The sequence below is a fragment of the Aquimarina sp. AD1 genome (genome assembly GCF_003443695.1).
Lineage (GTDB): Bacteria > Bacteroidota > Bacteroidia > Flavobacteriales > Flavobacteriaceae > Aquimarina > Aquimarina latercula.
This window is the reverse complement of record NZ_CP031966.1, coordinates 3,269,398-3,292,142: the sequence shown is the minus strand read 5'-3', so window position 1 is coordinate 3,292,142 and position 22,745 is coordinate 3,269,398. Positions and strand designations below refer to the sequence as shown.

The window sequence follows — 22,745 nt, the reverse complement described above, 5'->3', positions numbered from 1 at the left end:
AAATGATCAAAAATATAATCATAGTAATTTTTGGGCTGTTGTTTTTATTTGGGTGTAAAAAACAAAACACACACAAAGGAGGATTATTTGATAAGATTACTTCCCAGGTTACAAATGTTTCCTTCCAAAACACACTAGTTCCTACAGAAGAATTAAATATTCTGGATTATCTATATTACTATAATGGTGCTGGTGTAGCAGTTGGAGATATCAATAAAGATGATCTAGTTGATGTGTTCTTTACTTCTAATCAAGGAGAAAATAAACTCTATCTCAATAAAGGGAATTTTCAATTCGAAGATATAACAGATAAAGCAGGAGTAAAAGGAAATTCCGATTGGAATACAGGAACGGTAATGGCGGATGTTAATGGAGATGGATATTTGGATATCTACGTCTGTGCCGTAGTTGGTCTTCAGGGATTAAAAGGAAAAAACGAGTTGTTCATAAATAATGGGGATAATACATTTACTGAAAAGGCTTCTCAGTATAAATTAGATTTTGAAAATTATACTACATCAGCGGCTTTTTTCGATTACGATAATGATGGAGATTTGGATATGTATTTGTTGAATCATGCCATCCATACTCAGAATTCTTTTGGTAGCGCTTCATTAAGAAATAAAAGAAGCCCAGAAAGCGGTGATAAATTACTTCGTAATGATGGAGAAGTGTTTACGGATGTGAGTGCGGCTGCAGGAGTTTTTGGCGGAGGAAATGGATATGGTTTAGGAATAGCAACAGCAGATTTTAACAATGATGGATATACTGATATTTATGTAAGCAATGATTTTCATGAAGATGATTATTATTATATCAACAAAGGAGATGGAACCTTTAGTGAGTCATTAAAACAAAATTTTGGTCATACCAGCCGTTTCTCTATGGGTAGCGATGTAACCGACATTAATCATGATGGCTATGCTGATATTCTTACTTTAGATATGACTCCAGAGGATGAAACAGTTCTCAAAGCTTCTGCAGGAGATGAGACCGTGGATATGTTACAAATGCGTATCAATCGATTAGGATATCATTATCAGTATGCACGTAATATGCTTCAGGTTAATAATAGGGATCATTTTACTGAAACCGCTTTGTTAAGTGGTATAGCTGCCACAGATTGGAGTTGGTCAGCATTGTTTGCAGATTATAATCAAGATGGAGAACAAGACGTATTTATATCTAACGGAATCCCAAAACGTCCCAATGATCTTGATTATATTAAATACATCTCTAACGAAAAAATCCAAGAAAAAATAAATAGTTCAAAGTTAGTGGATAATGAAGCTTTAAATATTATGCCTTCTGGAGAAGTACAGAATTGCATTTTTAAAGGAGATAAAGGGTTTAATTTTATAAATAAATCTTCAAACTGGCTTCCATTAGAAAATACAGCTTCTACTGGAAGTGCTTATGCCGATTTTGACAACGATGGAGATCTGGATATAGTAACTAATAATATAAATGCTCCAGCTTCTTTTTATCAAAATAAAACGAATGAAAAAAAGAAGTTTTTAAAATTGAAATTTGTTTTTAAAGACAAAAACAAACTAGGGATAGGGGCCAAAGTAATATCCTATCATCGGGGAATTGCACAGTACAAACAATTATTTACTTCAAAAGGTTTTCAATCTTCTTCAGAGCCTATGATTCATTTTGGGTACGATACGATTGCAGCTATAGATTCTCTGAAAATTATATGGCCGGATAATACGATTCAAGTAGCAGAAAATATAACTACAAATCAAACATTAACAATTAAATTGTTACACAAAAGAAATATTGTGAATTATGAAGAATTGTTTCCTAAAAATAAAGGTTGGTTTAAGAAAATAGATTCTATCCCTGGATTACAATATGTACATAAAGAAAATAATTATACAGATTTTAATCGCCAAAAATTAATTCCATATAAAATTTCTGATCGAGGACCAGCTACTGCAATAGGAGACCTAAATGGTGATGGGAAAGATGATATTTTCTTCGGAAGTTCTAAACTTGAAGCATCTAAAATATATATCCAAACCACTACAGGTTTTGAAGAACAATCCTCCGAAATTCTCATCGGTGATAAAAAGAAAGAAGATGTAGCTGCGATTATTACAGATTTTAATAATGATACGATAAAAGATTTATTGGTCTGTTCTTCTGGCGGCGAGTTTTATGGCAACTCTAAGGAGCTAATAGATAGATTGTATTTAAATTCAGATAAAGGATTAATAAAAGGTAGTTTTCCAGAATTATATGAACACGAATCGGTAATAAAAACTCATGACGTAGATAACGATGGTGATTTAGATATTTTCGTTGGAGGGTATGTGGTTTCTAATGATTTTGGTAAGATGCCAAATTCATACCTTCTGATTAATGATAAAGGAGATTTTACGATCAAAGAAAATCCTGATTTAAAGCAAGTAGGTATGGTAACAGATGCTGTTTGGGATGATTTTGATAGTGATGGAATAAAAGATTTGATCGTCATTGGAGAATGGATGTCTCCACACTTTTTTAAAAATGAAAATGGAAAATTAATAGATGTTACTGCTAAATTTTTGCCAAGAAATTTAAACGGTCTTTGGCAATCTATTATCGAATTCGATATAGATAATGATGGTGATAATGATTATTTGCTCGGTAATTTTGGACTAAATTCTAAGTTTACCGCTTCTTCAGACTTACCACTAAAAATGTATTATTCTGATTTTGATAAAAACAAAACAACAGAAACTATTGTTGCAATACCCAAGAATGGTAAATATTATACGGCTTTAGCATTAGATGAGTTATCAAGTCAGCTTAATTATCTCAAGAAAAAATTTACTACCTATACCAGTTTTGCAGGTAAAACTGTAGATCAAATTTTTGATAAAGATGCATTAGAAAATGCAAAGTTGTTTGAAGTACACGAACTAGCTTCTGGCTACTTAAAAAATGATCAAGGAACATTTTCATTTGTTCCTTTCGATAATTCACTCCAATTAGCTCCTATATTATCGATGTTAAAATATGATTTTAATAACGATGGAATAGAAGAAGTCCTATTAGCTGGTAATTATTTCGGAGTAATTCCATATCACGGAAGGTTCGATGGATTTGCAGGTGCTATAATAGGAAAGGATGCTTTACTAATTAAAGCACAAGAATTGGGGATTAACTTAAGTCAAAAATCAGTTAGAGGATTAAATATTATTAATTTTGTAAATAAGGATTATTTACTTATCACACTAAACAATGGAAAAGCAGAGATTTATGAAATGTTTCAATAAATGGAGCAAAATTAACGTAATAACTAAGGGTAAGAGTTTATTTTTAATTACTTCTTCCTTGCTTTTTTTAAACGCTTGTCAAAAAGAAGAAAAGCAGATTGTAATTACAGCTGAAGACTACCATAATGCAGTAGATAAAATCACAGAGGTAATGGTACATGATATTTTTTCTCCTCCTGTGGCAAGTCGTATATACAACTATGCTAATATAGCTGCCTATGAAGTGATAAGACAAGAAGGAAAAGATTATAATACCTTGTCAAATCAATTACATAACCTAAAAAATATTCCTGTCGCTGATACGACCAAACATATAAATCATAAACTTTCTGCTTTAGTAGCGTATATGGAAGTGGGAAAATCATTGCTTTTTTCCGAAGATCGAGTAGAAGCCTACAGAGATAGTTTATATGGTTCTTGGGAATTACAGAATGAAGAAACATTTAATGATTCTAAAACCTATGGTTTAGCGGTTGCGGAGCATATTAAGACTTGGTACGCTTCCGATAATTATGCACAAACTAGGACGATGCCTAAGTTTTCGGTTAATACAGAAGATCCTTCTAGATGGCAACCTACTCCGCCAGATTATATGGATGGTATAGAACCTCATTGGAAAAAAATAAGACCTTCTATTATTGATTCTTCTTCTCAGTTTAAGCCAGCTAGATATCCAGATTTTTCGTTAGAAAAAGATACACCATTTTATAAAGAATTGATGGAAACTTATGAGGTAGGGAATACGATAAAAGAAGAAGGAGAAAAATCAGAAAAATTAGAAATAGCTCAATTCTGGGATTGCAACCCTTATGTTTCGACACACAAGGGACATCTAATGTTTGCTACGAAGAAAATTACACCAGGAGCTCATTGGATAGGTATTTGTAAAATAGCATGTAAAAAAACAAATGCTGATTTTGCAAAGACTGTGTTTGCTTATACAAAAACTTCCATCGCAATTGCAGATGCTTTTATAAGTTGTTGGGATGAGAAATATAGAAGTAATTTGATACGCCCAGAGACTTTGATTAATCAACATATAGATGAAAATTGGACACCTGTATTACAGACACCACCATTTCCCGAATATACAAGTGGGCATTCTGTAGTTTCCGGAGCAGCGTCTACTGTTCTTACGGATATTTTTGGAGATAATTTTTCTTTTGATGATGATACCGAATTACAATATGGATTGCCTGTTCGTTCTTTTGTGTCCTTTAATCAAGCTGCTGATGAAGCTGCTGTAAGTAGATTGTATGGTGGGATTCATTATAGAGCGGCTATTGATTTAGGTTTAGATCAAGGACGTGCATTAGGAAGTTTTGTGGTACGTAAGTTAAAAATGAATATTTCGAACTCTGAAGTCGCAAGCTCTAACTAGTATGAAGAGGATTGTAGTTGTAGCTTTGGTAATACTAATAAGTGTTTCTGTTTGGTATTTATTTATAAAAAAATATGATTATCAAGTTTCTTTTAACGTCAAAGGTTCTCCAGGTAGTGTTTATCATCAGGTAATTAGTTGGGAGTCTTGGGGTAAAGATCCAAAGGCTAAAAATATTACCACTTTGGATACTACATTATTTAAGCAAGTGTCTCAAGCAGTAATAGTAAATGATACTATTATTAATCTGGATTGGACTTTAGAAAGTTTAAACGATTCTATAACAAAAATTAGAGTAGGCGCGATTTCTGAAGAGTATTCTATACAGAATAGAGTACGAATACTTATGGGTGAAACAATCTTTACTAGAGGGTTAAAAAAAGAGCTAAAGGTTTTTGGCAAGCTAGCTAATAATTTTGCAGATACTTTTAAAATAGAAATAGAAGGAGAATCCGATATACCTAGTTTAGCGTATTTATTTGTCTCGTCATCTTCTAGTCGTTTTGGTAAGGCAGGTATGATGATGAGGACTAATTCTGATCTTTATCCAAAGATATTAGAAAATAACCTAAAGGTTGATGGAGCACCATTTGTAAGAATTAAAGAATGGGATGTTTTAGATGATAAAATCAAGTTTGATTTTGGTTTTCCGATAAAGTACACGGATTCTCTCCCATTGAATTCATTAATCAAATTTGATAGATCATCTCCGCAAAAAGCCTTAAAAGCTGTTTTTTACGGTAATTATAGAAATAGTGATCAAGCCTGGTTTGCACTGATGGCTTATGCTAAAAGAAGAAATATTTCGATTGTAAAAAAACCTCTAGAAATATTCTATAATAATCCAATGCAAGATGGTAATGCTTCTCAATGGAAAGCTGAAATTTTCATACCTATTTCCAGTGAAAATTAATGGTTTTATTGATTGTTAGAACCTGCCAATTACTCCTAATTGACCTGCTCCAAGTCTAAGATCCCATTTAATCTTAAATTTCTTACTATCATAAACATATCTTTCTTTTTTGTTCAGGTAGTTATCAATTCCATCTACAATAACGACACTAAGAACAATACCAAGAGTCACATCAGTTAACCAATGGGCACCTTCCCATAATCGTGATACTGGTGAGATTAGACCCAAAGCGTAAATACCTCCTTTTATATAAGGGTTTTTGAATTGTTTGCTAATTGCATATGCAGTTGTAAATGATAATATGGCATGACCAGAAGGGAAAGAGTGGTAGTCAGCTTCACTACTATAGAATTTAAAAGCATCTTTACCTTTTCCTGTATGAGGTCTGGCACGACCAACTAGTGTTTTACTGACAGTTTGGATAATTCCACCTGCAGTTGCAGAAGCAATTAGTAATACTCCGGTTTTACGAACTTTTTCATTTTTTGTAATTAATCCAAAAGCATATATTCCTGTAGTTAACCCATAGTTTACAAGAGGTTTTCCAAAACGAAATCCCGTTTCTCTTATAAAATCAGGAACATCATCTCTTTGATCTGTAAAAAAATCATTCGCAGGTTCATCTATTAGGTAAAGAAGGGTAGTTCCTGCTACAATTCCTCCAAATGTGGCCCAATCCTTTCCTTTCCATCTAAAAGGTTGTGTGTATGCGTGTTTTAAACCTCCAAATGCAGAAACTCCATCATATTTTAGCATTTGCCAGCGAGTCATGTTGCTTTGTAAATCATTAGATTCATCTTCAGCATTCTCTTTAGGCGGTTCTTCAATGGATTCTTGAACCGGTTCTTTCTGATTCTCATTGAATTTTTCTTGAGCATGGGTGTTTTCTAAAATAAGAAAAAGTAAAAAGAAAGCAGGTAACACGCGGAAATATTTCATAGGAATAATTTGGTAAACAAAAATAATAACTTATTTGTAAACAAATGGTAAATGCAAAAAATTGAATCGTATTGTAGCTTTTAGGTGTAAAAAGCAAAAAGCCCAAACAATTAGTTTGGGCTTTAAAGGTGGTGCCTCCAGGAATCGAACCAGGGACACAAGGATTTTCAGTCCTTTGCTCTACCAACTGAGCTAAGGCACCTTGCTGTAAGCGGATGCAAATATAGAACGCTTTTTTTAATACTCAAAAGAAAAATTTAAAAAAATCGTTTTGTACTTTTACAAACTTTAAATAAAAGCACGTAATATCCTGTAATCTAGAAGTTGTGGATAATGGAAAAAAGATTATAATTTTTAAAGAAAAGTAGAATCGATTACTCAGGAAATAAAAATAAACAAATGAATCTCATTATTGATGTTGGTAACACTTCTATAAAAATAGGGGTTTTCGAGAAAGATTCAATTATTTACAAAGAAACATTGAAGTCAGAGAACTTCTCTAAGGTGATACAAAAAGTTTACCAAGACTATCCCTTAATCAATAATGCAATAATTTCTTCTGTAGCTACCATTAAGAAACAAGATGTAGTGATAATTAAAAATTTGTTTAATACTATTATTTTGGATCATACAGTAAGAATGCCATTTAAAAACCTGTATGCCACACCTACTACCTTAGGTGTTGATCGATTAGGTTTAGTTGCAGGCGCAGTAGGTCAGTTTCCAAAAAAAAATGTACTTGTTATTGATGCGGGAACATGTATTACGTATGATTTTAAAAATAAAGATGAAGAATATTTAGGAGGAGCAATTGCACCAGGTTTAAGTTTAAGATATGCAAGTTTGCATAATTACACTTCAAAATTACCGTTATTAGAGCTAGAGTCACCAAAAAATTATATTGGTGATACAACAAATCAGGCTATACATTCTGGAATTGTGAATGGTGTTTTGTATGAAATTGAGGGCGCAATTGCAGAATATTGCAACACTTACCCCGATTTAACAGTTATTTTAACCGGAGGAGATGCACATTTTTTGTCTAAAAGATTAAAAAATAGCATATTTGCCACCTCTAATTTTTTATTGGAGGGACTAAATCACATTTTAGCTTTTAATAACAGTCAATGATAAAGAAGATTTTAGTAGTCATTCTGGTAATAGTTACCAGCGTATCTTATGCTCAAGAAGGAACTTCTTCTCCTTATTCTTTTTATGGAATAGGGTTACAGAAGTTTAAGGGAACAGTAGAAAATAGATCGATGGGGGGATTGGGTATACTAACAGACAGTATTCACTTGAATCTTCAGAATCCTGCATCGTATGGAGAATTGAAATTAACAACATATACATTAGGTGCCAATTATAATGGTTTAAATCTAGATAATGCTGCAGGTGAAGATTCATATAAAGATAATGCATCTTTGGATTACCTCGCTATAGGTATTCCTGCCGGCAAATTTGGTTTTGGTTTTGGTGTACTTCCTGTTAGTTCTGTGGGGTATCAAACAAACTCATTTAATGATGATGGTTCTGAAAATCAGTTCCTTGGAACAGGTGGTCTTAATAAGGTGTTTGTTGCAGCTGGATTTAAAGTTAACGAGAATTTAAGCGTTGGTTTAGATATTAATTATAACTTTGGGAACATTGAGAATAAAGCAATTCTCAAGCGTTCAGAGTTAGAATTTGATACAAGAGAAATCAATAGTTCTGATTTGTCGGGAGTTAGTTTATCTTTTGGAATTGCCTATAAAAAGATGCTAACAGAGAAATTAGAGTTAACTACATCACTTGTATCCACTCCTTCATTTAAATTGAAATCAGAGAACAGTCTAGAATTAGCAACTGTGCAGGTTTTAACTAATGGAGCAGAATTAGTTGTAGAGCGACAAGATATTGCAGTAGAGGATAGAGATTTGGATCTTCCGGCAGAGGTAAAAGTCGGTGCAGGAATAGGAGAATCTAAAAAATGGTTCGTGGGGGCTGAGTATACATATTTTGATGCGAGTAAATTCGATAATAGATCGTTTACATCAGATAATGTTGTTTACGAGAATGCTTCAAAGGTGAAATTAGGAGGGTATTATATCCCTAAATATAATTCGCTAACAAGTTACCTTAATAGAATTGTTTATAGAGCAGGATTGAGATATGAGGAAACTGGTTTAAATATTAATGGACAAGCTATTAATGAGTTTGGCATATCTTTTGGAGTAGGGTTACCAGTTGGCAACTTATTCTCTAATGCTAATGTAGGTTTTGAGTTCGGAACAAGAGGAACTACCAACGCAGGATTAGTGAAAGAAGAATTTTTTAATTTATCATTGAGTTTATCCCTAAATGATAGATGGTTTAGAAAAGTGAAATTTAATTAACTACAATTATACAGCTATGAATACTAAAGTGTTATATACGATAGCAGCAGGATTAGTTTTAAGCGCTACAGGAGTTAGTGCTCAAGCTACTGACTGTGCGACTACGGCTTCTATTGCCTATGAGCACGCTAAAGTAAAAAATTATGAGGCCGCAGAAGCGCCTTTGTGGAAAGTAAGAAAAGAATGCCCTTCATATAGTGTTGCGACATACCAGTTTGGTCAGAAATTAATAGAGTCTAAATTAAAAAAGGCAGCTACTGATGGAGAAAAAACTCAATATGCGAACGAACTTATTGCCTTGTTAAAAGAAAGATATCAGTATTTCCCTGCTAAAACTCAAATAGGTGACATGCATTCTGATATAGGTCAGCTTATGTATGCTAACAAAATAGGGACAACAGATTCTCAATTTGCAGAGTTCCATAAAGCGTATACTGAGGATAAAGCTAATTTTAAAGGAGCGAAAAAGTTATATACTTATTTTTACCTACTAGTAGAGTTACAAGATGCAGGTAAGAAGGATCTTCAAGATGTATTTGATTTGTATGATGATATTACGGAGAAGATTGAAGAAGAAGAAAGTAAAAAAGCAAAAACAATCAGTACGCTTACAGAAAAAGAAGAGTCTGGAGCAACATTGAGTTCTAAAGAGAAGAGAAGTCTAAAAAATGCTGGAATTAACCTAAGAGCCTACAGTAAAGTAAAAGCTGGGATTAATCAAAAAATTGGAGCAAGAGCAGATTGTGAAAACTTGATACCTCTTTACTCTGGTCAATTCGAAAGTAAAAAGACTGATGTTAATTGGTTAAAGGGAGCTGCTGGTAGAATGTCTGCAAAAGAATGTACCGATGATCCATTATTTTTCAAAATGGTAGAAGCCCTTCATAAAGCAGATCCATCAGCGAAGTCAGCGAAGTATTTAGGTATTTTAGCGCTTAAGGATAAGAAAACATCTAAAGCACTAGAATATTTTAATCAGTCCGCACAATTAGAGACTAAAGCTAGTGATAAAGCAAATGTGTACTATCGAATTGCAGAGGTATATAGAAAAAGAGGAAGTTATGCTAAAGCAAGATCGAACTATAAAAAAGTATTAGCAAATAAGCCTTCTTTTGGTCAAGCATACCTTAAAATTGCAGCAATGGTTGCTAAAAGTGCTAATAATTGTGGTGATGATGTATTTAGTAAAAGAGCAGTGTATTGGTTAGCTGAAAGATATGCTAGAAAAGCTGGTAAGGTAGATCCTAGTTTAAAGAAAACGGCAGCAGGAACAGCAGCAAACTATAAAGCAAAAGCACCTTCTAAAACAGATATCTTTAATAATCCTGAAATTAAATCAGTAAAAATAGGATGTTGGATTGGTGAAACGGTTAAAGTGCCGAAGCTATAATGCAAAAAAAGAATTCATATATATTATTAAACTTTGTCACAGCATTTGCTGTGACATTGTTTTTTTCGTGTCAATCAAACACGTCCAAAACTAATAACTATCGTATTACTGAGGATGCTCCTATTTCAGAAGCTTTTGAGGTGAATTTAAAGTATACCGATTCAGGGAGACTTACTGCGATTCTTAGAACACCTAAAATAAAAGACTATACCAATAGAAATTTTGGGTTTCAGGAGTTTCCAGAAGGTATTGTTTTGGATATGATTGATCAAGATGGAAAAGTAAGTGTTGTAAAATCAGATTATGCAATATTCTATAAAGAAACAGGGCTTATTGATATGAGAGGAAATGTAGATATTAAGACTGCAGATAGTACTCATCTTATGGCACGTCAGTTATATTGGGATCAAAGTATTAACTGGGTATTTACTGATCAACCTTATAAAAGCATTCTTCCAGATGGTACTGTTAACGAAGCAGATGGTTTTGATGCTAATCAGGATTTTACTATCTTGAATTCTCGCATCAATGAAGGAATAATGTTCGTCGAAGAATAAATTTATAATGATGAAAATTTTTAGATTTTTTGAAATTGCTTATTTAGCTATTATGTGTTTTTTCCTGTATCAAGCGTATGAAGAATGGGGAAAAGAAGATAGTCGTAGTATTTTGTATCTATGTTTTGCTGGTGTGGCAGTTTTTATGTTTTTCTTCAAAAGAAACTTCAGAAAAAGATTTGATGCCAATAACAAGGACAATAATTAATGGAGCTACAAATTATAGTAATTGTACTTTCTGTTATTCTCTCCGCTTTTTTTTCTGGGATGGAGATCGCCTATGTTTCGTCCAATAAAATTCATATTGAAATAGAAAAAAAGCAAGATGGTTTTCTTGCTAATATTTTATCCAGGTTAACGAAAAGGCCGTCTAAGTTTATTGCCACAATGTTAGTAGGTAATAATATAGCCTTAGTGGTATATGGGTTTTACATGGGAGAATTACTCATGGGTTTTATTCAAGGGTATTATCCAGGCATGGCACCAAGTTTTAATTTGTTGCTACAGACTATAATTTCTACACTAGTTATTTTGCTTACTGCAGAGTTTTTGCCCAAAGTTTTTTTTCAGATTTATGCCAATACGTTGCTAAAAGTATTTGCGTTACCAGCTTATTTTTTTTATCTATTATTTTGGTTTATATCATCCTTTGTTATTTGGATATCGGATTTTGTCCTTAAGAAATTTCTTAAAACAGATGGGGATGAGGTGCAATTAGCATTTACAAAAACTGAATTAGGAGATTACATTAATGAACAAATGGAAACTGTCGAAGCACATGATGAAATTGATAGCGAAATTCAAATTTTTCAAAATGCACTTGATTTTTCGGACGTAAAATCTAGAGAGGTTATGATTCCGAGGACAGAAATCATTGCTATAGAAAAATCTCAATCCTTGGAAGAGGTTAGTCAACTTTTTATTGATACTGGTTTATCCAAAGTTTTGGTGTTTAATGCAACTATTGATGATATTATTGGTTATGTACATTCTTTTGAATTGTTTAAAAAGCCGAAGTCTATAAGATCTATTTTGTTGCCAGTAGTTTTTGTTCCAGAAACCATGTATGTTAAAGATGTGCTTAATCTTTTGACTAAAAAACACAAAAGTATTGCTGTTGTGATTGACGAATATGGTGGAACAAGTGGTATTATTACAGTTGAAGATATTGTAGAGGAACTTTTTGGAGAGATAGAGGATGAGCATGATTCTGTAGATCTTATAGAGGAGAAACTAGATGAAAATCATTATCGTTTTTCTGCTAGAATGGAAGTAGATTATATCAATGAAACCTACAAGCTAAACCTTCCAGAAAGTGAGTATTACGAAACACTTGGTGGAATGATAGTTAATCATACAGAAGAAATTCCAGAACGAGGAGATATTGTGAATATTGACTCAGTAATCATCAATATTATTGAAACTTCCAACACTAAAATTGAGATTGTAGAATTAAAAACCTTGTTAGAGGATTAATGATTCGTAAACAGACGTATATTTGATATCTGTCTTCTTATTATTCTTAATCAATTAGTTTTTTTTCGAAAAGCACTTATCATTATGTTGATAACAAGAAATACGTGTAGTGTTCTTTTAATCAAATAGATAAGTTTTGTTTTAAGGAGAAATTATTCACTAAAATTAATTGAAAGATCTATTCAAAAATAAAAAGCAAAAAAACTTGTAAAGACTTTCTGTCTTTAATTGGTAATATTCTAATAAAATGGTATTTTCGCCCACTATATTTCAATAAATTAAACTTAAAATGGCAGTTTTAAATAAAATCAGACAACGTTCCGTTTTCTTAATTGTGATTATCGCTTTAGCGCTTTTCTCATTCGTCTTAGCAGATTTGATTAGAAATGGTGGAGCTATTTCTCAAAAAGCAGCAAATATTATTGCTACAATAAATGGGAAAGAAATTGATCGAACTGATTTTGCAAGAAAAGTCGAGACAGCATCTAGAAATTTTGGAGGTAATGGATCAAATTTACAGACTGTAAATTATGTTTGGAATCAAGAAGTTAGACAGATCGTTTTTGATGGACAATTTGAAGAATTAGGAATTAGAGCTGGAGCAGATCAGGTAAATCAATTGTTAGAAGAAGGATTGGCAAATAACCCAACTTTTCAAAACGAAGCTGGAGTATTTGATAAGGCAAAGATGCAAGAATACGTTGCTAGTATTAAAGGAAATCCTGTAGCTTATCAACAATGGACAGACTATAAAATATCTTTGGGTAAAGGAGCTTTAGAAGAAACGTATCTAAATATGATTAAAGCTGGAGTTGGAGTAACTCTTAAAGAGGGAGAGCTAGCTTATAAGATGGAAAATGACGTTGTAGATATAAAATATGTTCAGCTTCCATTTTCTGGAATACAAGACACTGAAGTGAATGTATCTGATGCAGAGATTAAGGCCTATGTAGACAAGCATCCTGACTTATATCAGGCGGACGCTTCTAGAAATATGAGATATGTATTCTTTAAAGAAGAGCCAAGTCAGCAAGATGAAGATCAATTGATAGCAGAGGTAACTAAAGTCATAGAAGGTCTAAAAACTGCAGAAAATATTGAAGAATTTATTAACCTAGATAGTGGATCTGCTTTAAAGTATGAAGACCGTTTTGTTTTTAAGAAAGATTTACCAACTACTGTTAGTGATACTTTATATAATGTTCCGGTTGGAGAGGTTTATGGACCTTATAAGGATGGAAAATACATTAAAATCTCTAAAGTTGTTGCTCAAAAACAGTTACATGACTCGTTAAAGGCCAGCCATATTTTAGTGTCTTGGAAAGGTTTAGGTACAGCTGGTGATACTGAAAGAACTAAGGAAGAAGCAAAAACACTTGCAGATAGTTTGTTAAGCATTGTTAAGACTGATAAAACTAAGTTTGTGACATTAGCAAAAGATTTTTCTGCAGATACTTCTAATAAGGATAAAGGTGGAGATTTAGGTTATTTCCCTCCAGGAAGAATGGTACCGGCATTCAATGATTACATTGTAGATAACAATGTTGGAGATATGGGAGTAGTAGAAACTGCTTTTGGATATCATATCATTACTATTGAGGATAAGAAGAATGAACAAAAAGCTGTTAAGGTTGGGACTATCGCTAGAGAAATTGAAGCTAGTGAAAAAACTATTAACGATATTTTTACGGAAACTACTAAATTTCAAATTGCTACAAAAGATGCAGATTTTGCTGAGAAAGCAAAAGAGAGTGAATATAATGTTCTTCCAGTAAATAAAATAAGTGAGTTAGCAGAAAATATTCCAGGAATTGGTGCACAACGATCAATTGTTCAATGGGCATTTAAGGAAGAAACTAAGGTAGGAGATGTAAAACGTTTTGATGTTACTGGCGGATATGCTGTTGTACAGCTTACGGCAAAAGCATCTAAAGGAATCCAAAAAGTAGAAGACGCAAGTACTTCTGTAAAACCTATTCTTATTAAGGAGAAAAAAGCTGAAATGCTTAAAAAGAAAATTTCAGGAAGTACATTAGAAGATATTGCTAAAAATCAATCTCAAACAGTTAAGACTGCTTCCGCATTAAATATGAAAACACCTACGATAAGTGGAGCGGGAACAGAGCCTAAAGTTGTTGGTGCTGCATTTGCTTTAGAGAGTGGTCAAGTTTCTGAACCAATTGTAGGAAATAATGGAGTTTATGTGGTTTCGATAACAAAGAAAACTCCTGCTAGTGGATTGGACACATATATGAGTTATGCTGCACAAGAATCTAAGACACAAGCCAACGCAGTTAATTCTAGAGTGTTTAATGCTTTAAAAGAAGCTGCTGAGATAGAAGATAAAAGAGCTAACTTCTATTAATAAAAGATTTAGTAAGAAGATATTTTAAATAAAAAAATCCTGAAGAAATAATCTTCAGGATTTTTTGTTTAGTATGATTAAATTTTAAGGTATTATTTTCGCACTTTTTGTTCCCATTTCCAGGCAGAAGATAATGCTTCATCAAGACTGCTCTTAGCGTTCCAGCCCAATTCGTTATTTGCTTTGTCTGTATTTGCATAAGCAGCAGTAATGTCACCTTCTCTTCGGTCTACAATTTTGTAGTTTAATTTCTTATCAGATACTTTCTCAAATGACTGTATAACCTCTAGCACAGAACTACCAGTTCCTGTTCCTACATTAAATACCTCATAATTAGAAGTGTTATTATTTTTTATTAGACGTTCTAAAGCTACTACATGTGCTTTTGCAAGATCTACTACATGTATATAATCTCTTATGCAAGTTCCGTCTTCCGTAGGATAATCATCACCAAAAACCGAAAGTTGTTCTCTAAGTCCAATTCCTGTTTGAGTAATAAACGGAACTAAGTTTTGTGGAACTCCAATTGGTAATTCTCCAATCTCTGCAGAAGGATGGGCTCCAATAGGATTAAAATAACGCAATGCGATCGCGTTTAAGTTTGGTTTTACTTTACAAGTATCTTTTATAATTTCCTCACCTATTTGTTTTGTATTCCCATATGGAGATTCTGCAGTTTTAACAGGAGCATTTTCGGTAATAGGTAGCTCATCTGCTTGTCCATACACAGTGCAAGAAGAACTGAATATAAAACTAGTTTTGTCTTTTTTCTGTAGTTCTTTAAGAATATAAACTAGAACGCTTATGTTGTTTTCATAGTATAATAAGGGATTTTCTACACTTTCTCCTACAGCTTTTGATGCGGCAAAATGAATAACTCCTTCAATTTCAGCGTGGCGATTAAAAAAATCTTCAACTTTATCCTTTTCTCTAAGATCGAAATTTTCAAAAATAACTTCTTTCCCTGTAATAGTTTTAATGCCCTTTAAAACTTCTGTAGTAGAGTTTGAGCAATTATCGATGATGACAACATCATATCCTTCATTTTGTAATTCTACAACGGTATGCGATCCGATAAACCCCAATCCACCGGTAACTAGTATTTTCATTTTTTTGTTTTCAAGAGTTTTTACTAAAGTATATTGTAAAGTTACTACAATATGATATATAACTAAAAATAGATTAGGAATAAGTTTTAGTAATTAGAAAATCAAATATGTACTCACTACTAAAGCTGTAATAATCCCTCCAGTGATCAAAGCATATTTCCAAGGAGTAGTGTCTATAACATCCGTGGTAATAGGTGTGTAAATTTCTGTTTTTGGTTTTAGTACTCCAATGATCAGCATGATAATTACATTGATTACAAATAAGATACCCATAATATGTAAAAAATGAGGATATGCTTCAGCTTTTATAATGGCTAATTGATCTACATCTGTAATGCCATTAATAGAAGCTTCTACTAAGGCTTCATTTGTAAAATAAGGGCCAAGAATGAGTAAACTTATTAAGTACATAAGTACTCCTGCAATTAGGACTATTTTAGCACCGATAGCAGGAACTTTTTTTGTTAAAATACCAATGATAACAACCGCCAAAATAGGAACACTTAAACTTCCTAATGCCTGCTGGATATAGGAAAACAATCCTTCTGGAGCATTTGCTATAAATGGTGCAATGGTCATGGAAATTATGGCTATAATAAGTCCAAATAATTTTCCAGCTTTTACTGTTTGAAGTTCATTAGCATTAGGCTTAAAGAATTTTTTGTAAAGGTCAAATCCAAATAGTGTGGCGCTGCTATTTAATAAACTATTAAAAGAACTTAGAACAGCTCCAAAAAGAACAGCGGCAAAAAAACCAAGTAACGCAGGAGGAAGAACTTTTCGCACTAATTCTGGATAGGCTTGATCTGCAGAATCAAGTTCTCCATTAAAAACATTCCAAGCAATAATTCCAGGAAGCACAACAATTATTGGTATCAAAAATTTTACAAAGGCAGCAAGCATCATACCTTTTTGCCCTTCTTTTAAGCTTTTAGCACCAAAAACACGTTGTAATATAGATTGATTGGTTCCCCAATAATACATTTGAGCAATCATCATTCCTGTAAAAATAGTTCCTACTGGGATTGATGAAGTAACTCCTCCAGTTACATTAAATTTATCTCGATTTTCTGTCCACAAAGTTTGTACACCATTCATCATGTTTCCATCACCAATTAACTTCAATCCGAAATATGGGATCAATAACCCGCCTATTAATAAACCTATTGCATTTATAAGATCCGACACGGCAACAGCTTTTAATCCTCCGAAAATTGCATATATAACCCCAATCAATCCAATGCTCCATACACAAAGCGAAATAGTAGCAGATTGGGATAGATTTAATAAAGATGGTAAATCAAACATAGTGCTAAATGCTAATGATCCAGAATAAAGGATTGTAGGTAGCAACACAATACTAAACGCAATTAAAAATAAAACAGATAGTATTGCTTTTGTGTTTTCGTCAAAACGTTTTTCTATAAATTCTGGAATGGTGGTAATACCAACTTTCATGTATTTTGGTAATAACCATATAGCTGTAAGTATCATAGCAATAGCAGCTAGTGTCTCCCAAGCCATTACCAGAATACCTTCTGTAAATGCTTGACCATTTAAGCCAACAATTTGTTCTGCCGATAAATTGGTAAGTAATAATGAACCTGCAATAGTGATAGCACCAAGACTTCTGCCTCCTAAGTAATACCCATCAGCAGATTTTTCGTCTGTACTCCGAGTTTTCCACCAAGCATATATTGCTACAAGTAATGTAAATCCGATAAATGATAATATGCCCATACAAGTTTTGTGTTAAATTGATAAATCAGATGATTATATGTTTTTAATTTAAGCAATTTCTTGCTCATAATAAGTGGATGCATCCTGTAATAACAAATCTAGGTATTCATTTTCCTTTGCCAGACGTTGTTCATCCCAATGTAAATATTTTATAAGATCTTCTTGTACTAATGATCGATATCGACGAACACTATTAATATCAAAATAGAGTCTACCGGTTCGTCGCACAAAAAAATCTGCCAAACCGTTTATCATCTCATGATGTACGCCATACCAGACTTCTGATCGTATTAATTTTTCTTCAATAGAATCGTTTAAAAAGTAACCAACTTTATCAATAATAGTATTAGCTTGTTTGCCATATGTAGTGGCTAAATACCATCCGTAGTATTCATCCTGTATATTTAGATCTTTTAGCTGTTGATTAATTTCTAGAAGATATTTATCCACTTCTTCAGTATCTTTTAATGGATCATTAGTAAGTGGTATATTTTGTGTATGTGATTTTGAGAATTGTTCTCTTTTTTTGGAGCTCATTGTTTTAAGAACTGCATCAATAACACGTTGCGCCATTTTACGATACCCTGTTAACTTTCCTCCAGCTATTGAAATCAATCCTGTTTTAGAAATAAATATTTCGTCTTTTCTGGATAATTCTGAAGGGTCTTTGCCGTCTTCGTGTATCAGTGGTCGTAGTCCAGCCCAGTTAGACTCTATATCATCTACAGTTAGTTGTACAGAAGGGAACATATTATTAACCGCGTCTAATAAGTATTGAGCATCTTCTTGTGTAGCTACTACCCGGTTTAAATTAGCCTTGTAGTTGGTATCTGTAGTTCCTACATATGTTGCGCGACCTCTGGGGATAGCAAAAATCATTCTTCCATCGGATACGTCAAAATAGATAGCTTGTGTAAGAGGAAATCGTTCTCGCGAAAAAACAATGTGTACACCTTTTGTAAGGTGTAAATACTTGTTATTCATAGAGTGATCTTTTTCTCTTAATAAATCCACCCAAGGACCTGCTGCAGAAACATAGTTTCTGGATTTTATAGTTATTTTTTTATTCGAATTATATTCTAAACACTCTAAACTTTTTATTTTTCCTTCAGTATCATAGTTAAAGGTAGTCATTTCGCAATAATTGATGATGTTTGCTCCATATGAAGCTGCTTTTTTAAGAAGTTCTACGGTAAGTCTCGCATCATCTGTACGATATTCTGCATAATAACCACCTCCAGTAAGTCCATTTTTATTTAATAAAGGTTCCTTGGCAATTGTTTCTTCAATACTTAGCATTTTTCGTTTGTCATCTCCTTCTACATTTGCTAAAAAATCATATACTTTGAGTCCGATTGCAGTCATCACCTTTCCATACGTACCTCCTTCTATTAAAGGTAATAACATTTTTTCTGGAACGACTAAATGAGGGGCAAGTTTATGAACCATAGCACGCTCACTTCCTGATTCTTTTACCAAACCTATTTCCATTTGTTTTAGATATCGTAGTCCACCGTGAATCAGTTTTGTAGACTTATTACTGGTTCCGGATGCAAAATCGTTTTTTTCTACCAGGCATACTTTTAAGCCTCTCGAAGCTGCGTCTAAAGCAATTCCGGCTCCGGTCACACCACCACCAATAATAAAGAGATCATATTTGGTAGTTTGTGCTTTTTGTAATTGTATGTGTCGGTCTAGAATAGAAAAACGTATAGGACCTTGTTCTTTTACAGATAGCATTTTTGCATTGGTAGATTTTGTGCGTTCTACTGCGTCCTTCCATCCACTATATTTTCTACTTCTTTCGTGTTCATTAATCTGGGGTTTAAACTTAGTATCGACAATTCTAATTCTGGAAATGTCTTTTTTAGTCCAAACCCCAGCTTTTATTCCTGCCAGGAATGCAGCACCAAGTGCTGTAACTTCTAACATTGCTGGTCGATCAACCTCTACATTGAGGATGTCAGCCTGAAATTGCATCAAATAGTTGTTAGCAGATGCGCCTCCATCTACTTTAAGTTCTTTCATTAGCTTACCACTATCTTCGACCATAGCATCTAATACATCACGAGTTTGGTAGGCTAAGGCATCTACAGTAGCTTTTATAATTTCATTTTTACCGGAATCCAATGTTAGTCCATATATTGCTCCTTTAGCATTCATGTCCCAATAAGGAGCTCCAAGACCGGCAAAAGCAGGAACAACGTACAAACCTTTAGAAGAGGGAGTAGATATACAGATCTCTTCTGTTTCAGAAGCTTTAGAAATGACTTGCAATTTATCACGAAGCCATTGTACAGAAGCACCCCCTACGAAAACACTACCTTCGAGCGCATATTTGATATTATCTTCAGGAAGACTACAACATAAAGTTGTTAATAAGCCATTCTTAGAATGGTAGGCTTTTTTTCCTGTATTTAATAATAAAAAACAGCCTGTGCCATAGGTGTTTTTAGCAATTCCTGATTTATAACCACCTTGGCCAAATAAAGATGCTTGTTGATCTCCGGCAACTCCATATATCGGAATCTCTTTTCCTTGATAAGAAATATTTCCAAAGTCTGATGATGAATATTGAACTTTGGGTAACATTTCCTTAGGAATGTCTAATGCATTTAACATAGTTTCATCCCATTCTAATCGTATGATATTATATAACATTGTTCGAGATGCGTTGGAATGATCCGTCACATGTCTTGATCCATTTGTAAATTTCCAAATTAGCCAGGTATCAATTGTACCAAATAGCAGATCTCCTTTGTTAGCTTTTTCTCTTGCCCCTTCTACATTGTCTAGAATCCATTTTAATTTTGTGCCAGAAAAATAAGAATCAATTACCAAACCGGTGTTCTTAGAAACATAATCTTCTAAACCAATAGACTTAAGATTTTTACAAATGTTAGAAGTTCTTTTGTCTAACCAAACAATAGCGTTATGTACTGGTTTCCCTGTAGTTTTATCCCAAACAACTGTTGTCTCTCTTTGATTGGTGATTCCAACACCAGCGATTTGATCAATACTTATTTTAGATGTAGCTAATACTTCTTCAAAAACGTTTTTTTGATGTTGAAAAATTTCTTCAGGATCATGTTCTACCCATCCAGATTGAGGATAATGTTGTGTTAGTTCTTTTTGAGAGATGCCACAAATACTGCCATTATTATCAAAAATAATAGCTCTAGTACTAGTTGTTCCTTGATCAAATGCAATGATATATTTTTTATCCATCAGTGAATAGTTGACTTTGTTTTTATATACTTTCTTGGTTGATGATTTCTTTGTGATCTTCTAAAAAAACAATGTTATTTTTAGAAGATTGGTCAATTGATTATAAATATCTGAATTATTAAAGCAATTGAAAAGATAATTACGAACTAAAAAAAATGCAATCGTTTGTATTATTTTTTATAAGGTATATTGATGATTTTATTGATTTTTTTAATGAAATCATTTAAGATCCGGTGTTTTTTTCTAATCTAATCAATCCACAAACTGGAGCTTTTATCTGAACTACTCCAATGAGAATCATTAAGTTACATTCGTGTGTTATTTTTCCTGTACAATCGTAAGTCGTACAATGATATGCTCCATAATTTTTATCACTGTTTAGCACAATTTTAGTAACTAATTGACCATTGATGATGTCAATTTTATTTGTAATTTCATTAAAATCAACTATATAGTTATCAAACACTCCTATAATTGTATGATCATTTAGAGAAGATTTGAGTATTGGGTAATTAGCCAAAGGTTTTTGTGGTATAAAGTTTCCTTTAAGAAAAATCTGTGAATGATTTCTCCAATAGTGAGTATAAAAATGTATCATAGATAATTCTTCTGATGTTGCTTCTTGTAGTAATACAGAAAGTTGTGGAACTCCAAATAAAATATTTACCAGTTGTAATGCTTTTATTTCTAGAGGTTCCTCTTTATGATAGGTAAACATATCACTGTGTACAGCAGTATCTCCACAAATCATCTTGATATCGGTGATACGTACGCGATTCATTAAAGAATCACCTGGGCAATCAAAAGCCCTAAACATATTTCCATATTTTCGCATGGCTGGACCGGTATATTTTTGACGAAATTCGATTACAACTTCTTGATTGATTGCGTGTAGGGAACTTATGATGTCAGTCATTAATCGATCAACAGCTAGATTTACGGAGGAATAGTCTCTTCCGTTTTCTTTGGTTAGTTTGGTGCTAGGGTATACTTTGAATTCATCAATAAAATCTAGTTTGAATCCATCAATTCTCCACATGTTTAAGGCATTTACATATAAATTTATTAGGTATTCTCTTACTTCTGGATATCTTGGGTCAAATACGGGAGCCCAACGATGTTCTTCTGTAAGGAATTTACCTTTAAATTTTTTATAAGCTTCTGATTTTTTACCACAAAAAGGAACAGAATACCATAAAGCTAGTTTCATTCCTGTAGCGTGAATTTTGCTCACAAAATGTTTCATTTTAGGAATTCTTTCTGGATACCAATCTCCAGTATAATCATATCCTCTATTTTCATCCTTGGTTTGCCATCCATCATCAATGATTATTAGTTCATACCCTAAATCAGATGCAATTTTACACTCCTCAATAAGGGTTTCTATATTTAGTTTTTGATGGAACTGGTACCAAGTAGAATAAACAGGGACTTTTGCTAAATCAGGGACCGTAACTGGGGTAAGATTTTCGAAACTTTCCCACCATTTCCCTACGTTTTTTAGAGATTCTGAAAAAGATTGATCACTTTGATCTATTCTTAGTTGTGCATTGTAATTAGAAATTGAATGATGTCTTTCTGTAAAAAACGATATGTGACAATAGATACAGTTATCTTCTTCTCGATATAAGGCATTAAGTTTTTTGGTGTTTATTGCATCAGAACAAGCAAAGGTGATAACGTTGTTGTCGTCATGGCCAAATAATGAAATTACTGGAGAATCAACAGAAATTCTTGATTCCATATGATCCAATTCCCAATCATCCATGATTCTTTTTGCAAAATCAGTAGTAGGTTTCCAAACACCTTTGATATTAACCGCGGGAATCTTCCATTTAAAGGTTACCGTTTGGGGTGTAAATGTAGTTTTGGATGTGAAATTTATATTATATATAGTGACTCCATTTTGTTCTTCAAGTAGCGTTATGTCAACTTGAAAATCTTTGGACTCTTGTATTACCTCGATATTATGAGTAATTACTTCTTTCATTCGTTTTTATTCT

15 protein-coding genes and 1 tRNA gene are annotated in these 22,745 nt (G+C 33.1%); 10 read left to right on the top strand and 6 right to left on the bottom strand.

Annotation, left to right across the window (positions count from 1 at the left end; all coding sequences use genetic code 11):
• Window positions 1–2 precede the first annotated feature (2 nt).
• From D1815_RS14240 to D1815_RS14230, 3 genes are read left to right on the top strand one after another with little or no spacing between them, the layout of a single operon-like run.
• Window positions 3–3,269 (top strand): VCBS repeat-containing protein, encoded by a 3,267-nt coding sequence (locus tag D1815_RS14240; RefSeq protein WP_118387763.1) that lies wholly within the window; start codon window positions 3–5, stop codon window positions 3,267–3,269.
• Window positions 3,253–4,650, top strand: coding sequence for a vanadium-dependent haloperoxidase (locus tag D1815_RS14235; protein ID WP_118390011.1), 1,398 nt, complete (start codon window positions 3,253–3,255; stop codon window positions 4,648–4,650). The genes D1815_RS14240 and D1815_RS14235 overlap by 17 nt, the downstream gene beginning before the upstream one ends.
• A 1-nt stretch (window position 4,651) precedes the next feature.
• The gene (locus D1815_RS14230; protein ID WP_118387761.1) at window positions 4,652–5,563 is read left to right on the top strand and encodes a hypothetical protein; all 912 of its coding nucleotides are present in this window, start codon (window positions 4,652–4,654) and stop codon (window positions 5,561–5,563) included.
• Window positions 5,564–5,578: 15 nt separating this feature from the next.
• On the opposite strand, the gene D1815_RS14225 is transcribed toward D1815_RS14230, so the two are convergent.
• The gene (locus D1815_RS14225) at window positions 5,579–6,502 is read right to left on the bottom strand and encodes a phosphatase PAP2 family protein (protein ID WP_118387759.1); all 924 of its coding nucleotides are present in this window, start codon (window positions 6,500–6,502) and stop codon (window positions 5,579–5,581) included.
• A gap of 129 nt (window positions 6,503–6,631) precedes the next feature.
• Window positions 6,632–6,704 (bottom strand) — tRNA-Phe (locus D1815_RS14220).
• A 197-nt stretch (window positions 6,705–6,901) separates the two neighbouring features.
• Between D1815_RS14220 and D1815_RS14215 the strand changes: the two genes are divergently transcribed.
• The 7 genes from D1815_RS14215 to D1815_RS14185 all read left to right on the top strand — a co-directional run bounded on the left by D1815_RS14215 (window position 6,902) and on the right by D1815_RS14185 (window position 14,665).
• A complete protein-coding gene (locus D1815_RS14215; RefSeq protein ID WP_118387757.1) occupies window positions 6,902–7,633 on the top strand; it encodes a type III pantothenate kinase in 732 nt (243 codons plus the stop codon).
• On the top strand, window positions 7,630–8,877 hold the full coding sequence (locus D1815_RS14210) for a hypothetical protein (RefSeq protein ID WP_118387755.1): 1,248 nt from the start codon (window positions 7,630–7,632) through the stop codon (window positions 8,875–8,877). Before D1815_RS14215 ends, D1815_RS14210 begins: the two co-directional genes overlap by 4 nt.
• Before the next feature lie 16 nt (window positions 8,878–8,893).
• A complete protein-coding gene (locus D1815_RS14205; protein ID WP_027394974.1) occupies window positions 8,894–10,267 on the top strand; it encodes a lipopolysaccharide assembly protein LapB in 1,374 nt (457 codons plus the stop codon).
• A complete protein-coding gene (gene lptC / locus D1815_RS14200) occupies window positions 10,267–10,824 on the top strand; it encodes an LPS export ABC transporter periplasmic protein LptC (protein WP_118387752.1) in 558 nt (185 codons plus the stop codon). The genes D1815_RS14205 and lptC overlap by 1 nt, the downstream gene beginning before the upstream one ends.
• A 10-nt stretch (window positions 10,825–10,834) precedes the next feature.
• Window positions 10,835–11,032, top strand: coding sequence for a hypothetical protein (locus D1815_RS14195; RefSeq protein ID WP_081415691.1), 198 nt, complete (start codon window positions 10,835–10,837; stop codon window positions 11,030–11,032).
• On the top strand, window positions 11,032–12,300 hold the full coding sequence (locus tag D1815_RS14190; protein ID WP_118387750.1) for a hemolysin family protein: 1,269 nt from the start codon (window positions 11,032–11,034) through the stop codon (window positions 12,298–12,300). Before D1815_RS14195 ends, D1815_RS14190 begins: the two co-directional genes overlap by 1 nt.
• A 289-nt stretch (window positions 12,301–12,589) precedes the next feature.
• Entirely contained in the window at window positions 12,590–14,665 is a 2,076-nt protein-coding gene (locus tag D1815_RS14185; protein ID WP_118387748.1) for a peptidylprolyl isomerase, read from the top strand.
• Between the two features lie 92 nt (window positions 14,666–14,757).
• On the opposite strand, the gene galE is transcribed toward D1815_RS14185, so the two are convergent.
• The 4 genes from galE to D1815_RS14165 form a co-directional block, all read right to left on the bottom strand.
• A complete protein-coding gene (gene galE, locus D1815_RS14180; protein WP_118387746.1) occupies window positions 14,758–15,774 on the bottom strand; it encodes a UDP-glucose 4-epimerase GalE in 1,017 nt (338 codons plus the stop codon).
• A gap of 93 nt (window positions 15,775–15,867) precedes the next feature.
• A complete protein-coding gene (locus D1815_RS14175) occupies window positions 15,868–17,514 on the bottom strand; it encodes a solute:sodium symporter family transporter (protein ID WP_108805035.1) in 1,647 nt (548 codons plus the stop codon).
• A 48-nt stretch (window positions 17,515–17,562) separates the two neighbouring features.
• Complete coding sequence (gene glpK / locus D1815_RS14170) at window positions 17,563–20,742, bottom strand: glycerol kinase GlpK (RefSeq protein WP_118387744.1); 3,180 nt, start codon at window positions 20,740–20,742, stop codon at window positions 17,563–17,565.
• A 223-nt stretch (window positions 20,743–20,965) separates the two neighbouring features.
• Complete coding sequence (locus tag D1815_RS14165; RefSeq protein WP_118387742.1) at window positions 20,966–22,732, bottom strand: glycoside hydrolase family 36 protein; 1,767 nt, start codon at window positions 22,730–22,732, stop codon at window positions 20,966–20,968.
• Window positions 22,733–22,745 lie beyond the last annotated feature (13 nt).

What these genes read in the sequence shown, in the direction of transcription:
- D1815_RS14210 (WP_118387755.1), top strand. Translation starts at nt 7,630, where the DNA reads ATGATAAAGAAGATTTTAGTAGTCATTCTGGTAATAGTTACCAGCGTA.
- D1815_RS14240 (WP_118387763.1), top strand. Translation starts at nt 3, where the DNA reads ATGATCAAAAATATAATCATAGTAATTTTTGGGCTGTTGTTTTTATTT.
- lptC (WP_118387752.1), top strand. Translation starts at nt 10,267, where the DNA reads ATGCAAAAAAAGAATTCATATATATTATTAAACTTTGTCACAGCATTT.
- galE (WP_118387746.1), bottom strand. Translation starts at nt 15,774, where the DNA reads ATGAAAATACTAGTTACCGGTGGATTGGGGTTTATCGGATCGCATACC.
- D1815_RS14225 (WP_118387759.1), bottom strand. Translation starts at nt 6,502, where the DNA reads ATGAAATATTTCCGCGTGTTACCTGCTTTCTTTTTACTTTTTCTTATT.
- D1815_RS14235 (WP_118390011.1), top strand. Translation starts at nt 3,253, where the DNA reads ATGAAATGTTTCAATAAATGGAGCAAAATTAACGTAATAACTAAGGGT.
- D1815_RS14230 (WP_118387761.1), top strand. Translation starts at nt 4,652, where the DNA reads ATGAAGAGGATTGTAGTTGTAGCTTTGGTAATACTAATAAGTGTTTCT.
- D1815_RS14215 (WP_118387757.1), top strand. Translation starts at nt 6,902, where the DNA reads ATGAATCTCATTATTGATGTTGGTAACACTTCTATAAAAATAGGGGTT.
- D1815_RS14175 (WP_108805035.1), bottom strand. Translation starts at nt 17,514, where the DNA reads ATGGGCATATTATCATTTATCGGATTTACATTACTTGTAGCAATATAT.
- D1815_RS14205 (WP_027394974.1), top strand. Translation starts at nt 8,894, where the DNA reads ATGAATACTAAAGTGTTATATACGATAGCAGCAGGATTAGTTTTAAGC.
- D1815_RS14165 (WP_118387742.1), bottom strand. Translation starts at nt 22,732, where the DNA reads ATGAAAGAAGTAATTACTCATAATATCGAGGTAATACAAGAGTCCAAA.
- D1815_RS14195 (WP_081415691.1), top strand. Translation starts at nt 10,835, where the DNA reads ATGAAAATTTTTAGATTTTTTGAAATTGCTTATTTAGCTATTATGTGT.
- D1815_RS14190 (WP_118387750.1), top strand. Translation starts at nt 11,032, where the DNA reads ATGGAGCTACAAATTATAGTAATTGTACTTTCTGTTATTCTCTCCGCT.
- glpK (WP_118387744.1), bottom strand. Translation starts at nt 20,742, where the DNA reads ATGGATAAAAAATATATCATTGCATTTGATCAAGGAACAACTAGTACT.
- D1815_RS14185 (WP_118387748.1), top strand. Translation starts at nt 12,590, where the DNA reads ATGGCAGTTTTAAATAAAATCAGACAACGTTCCGTTTTCTTAATTGTG.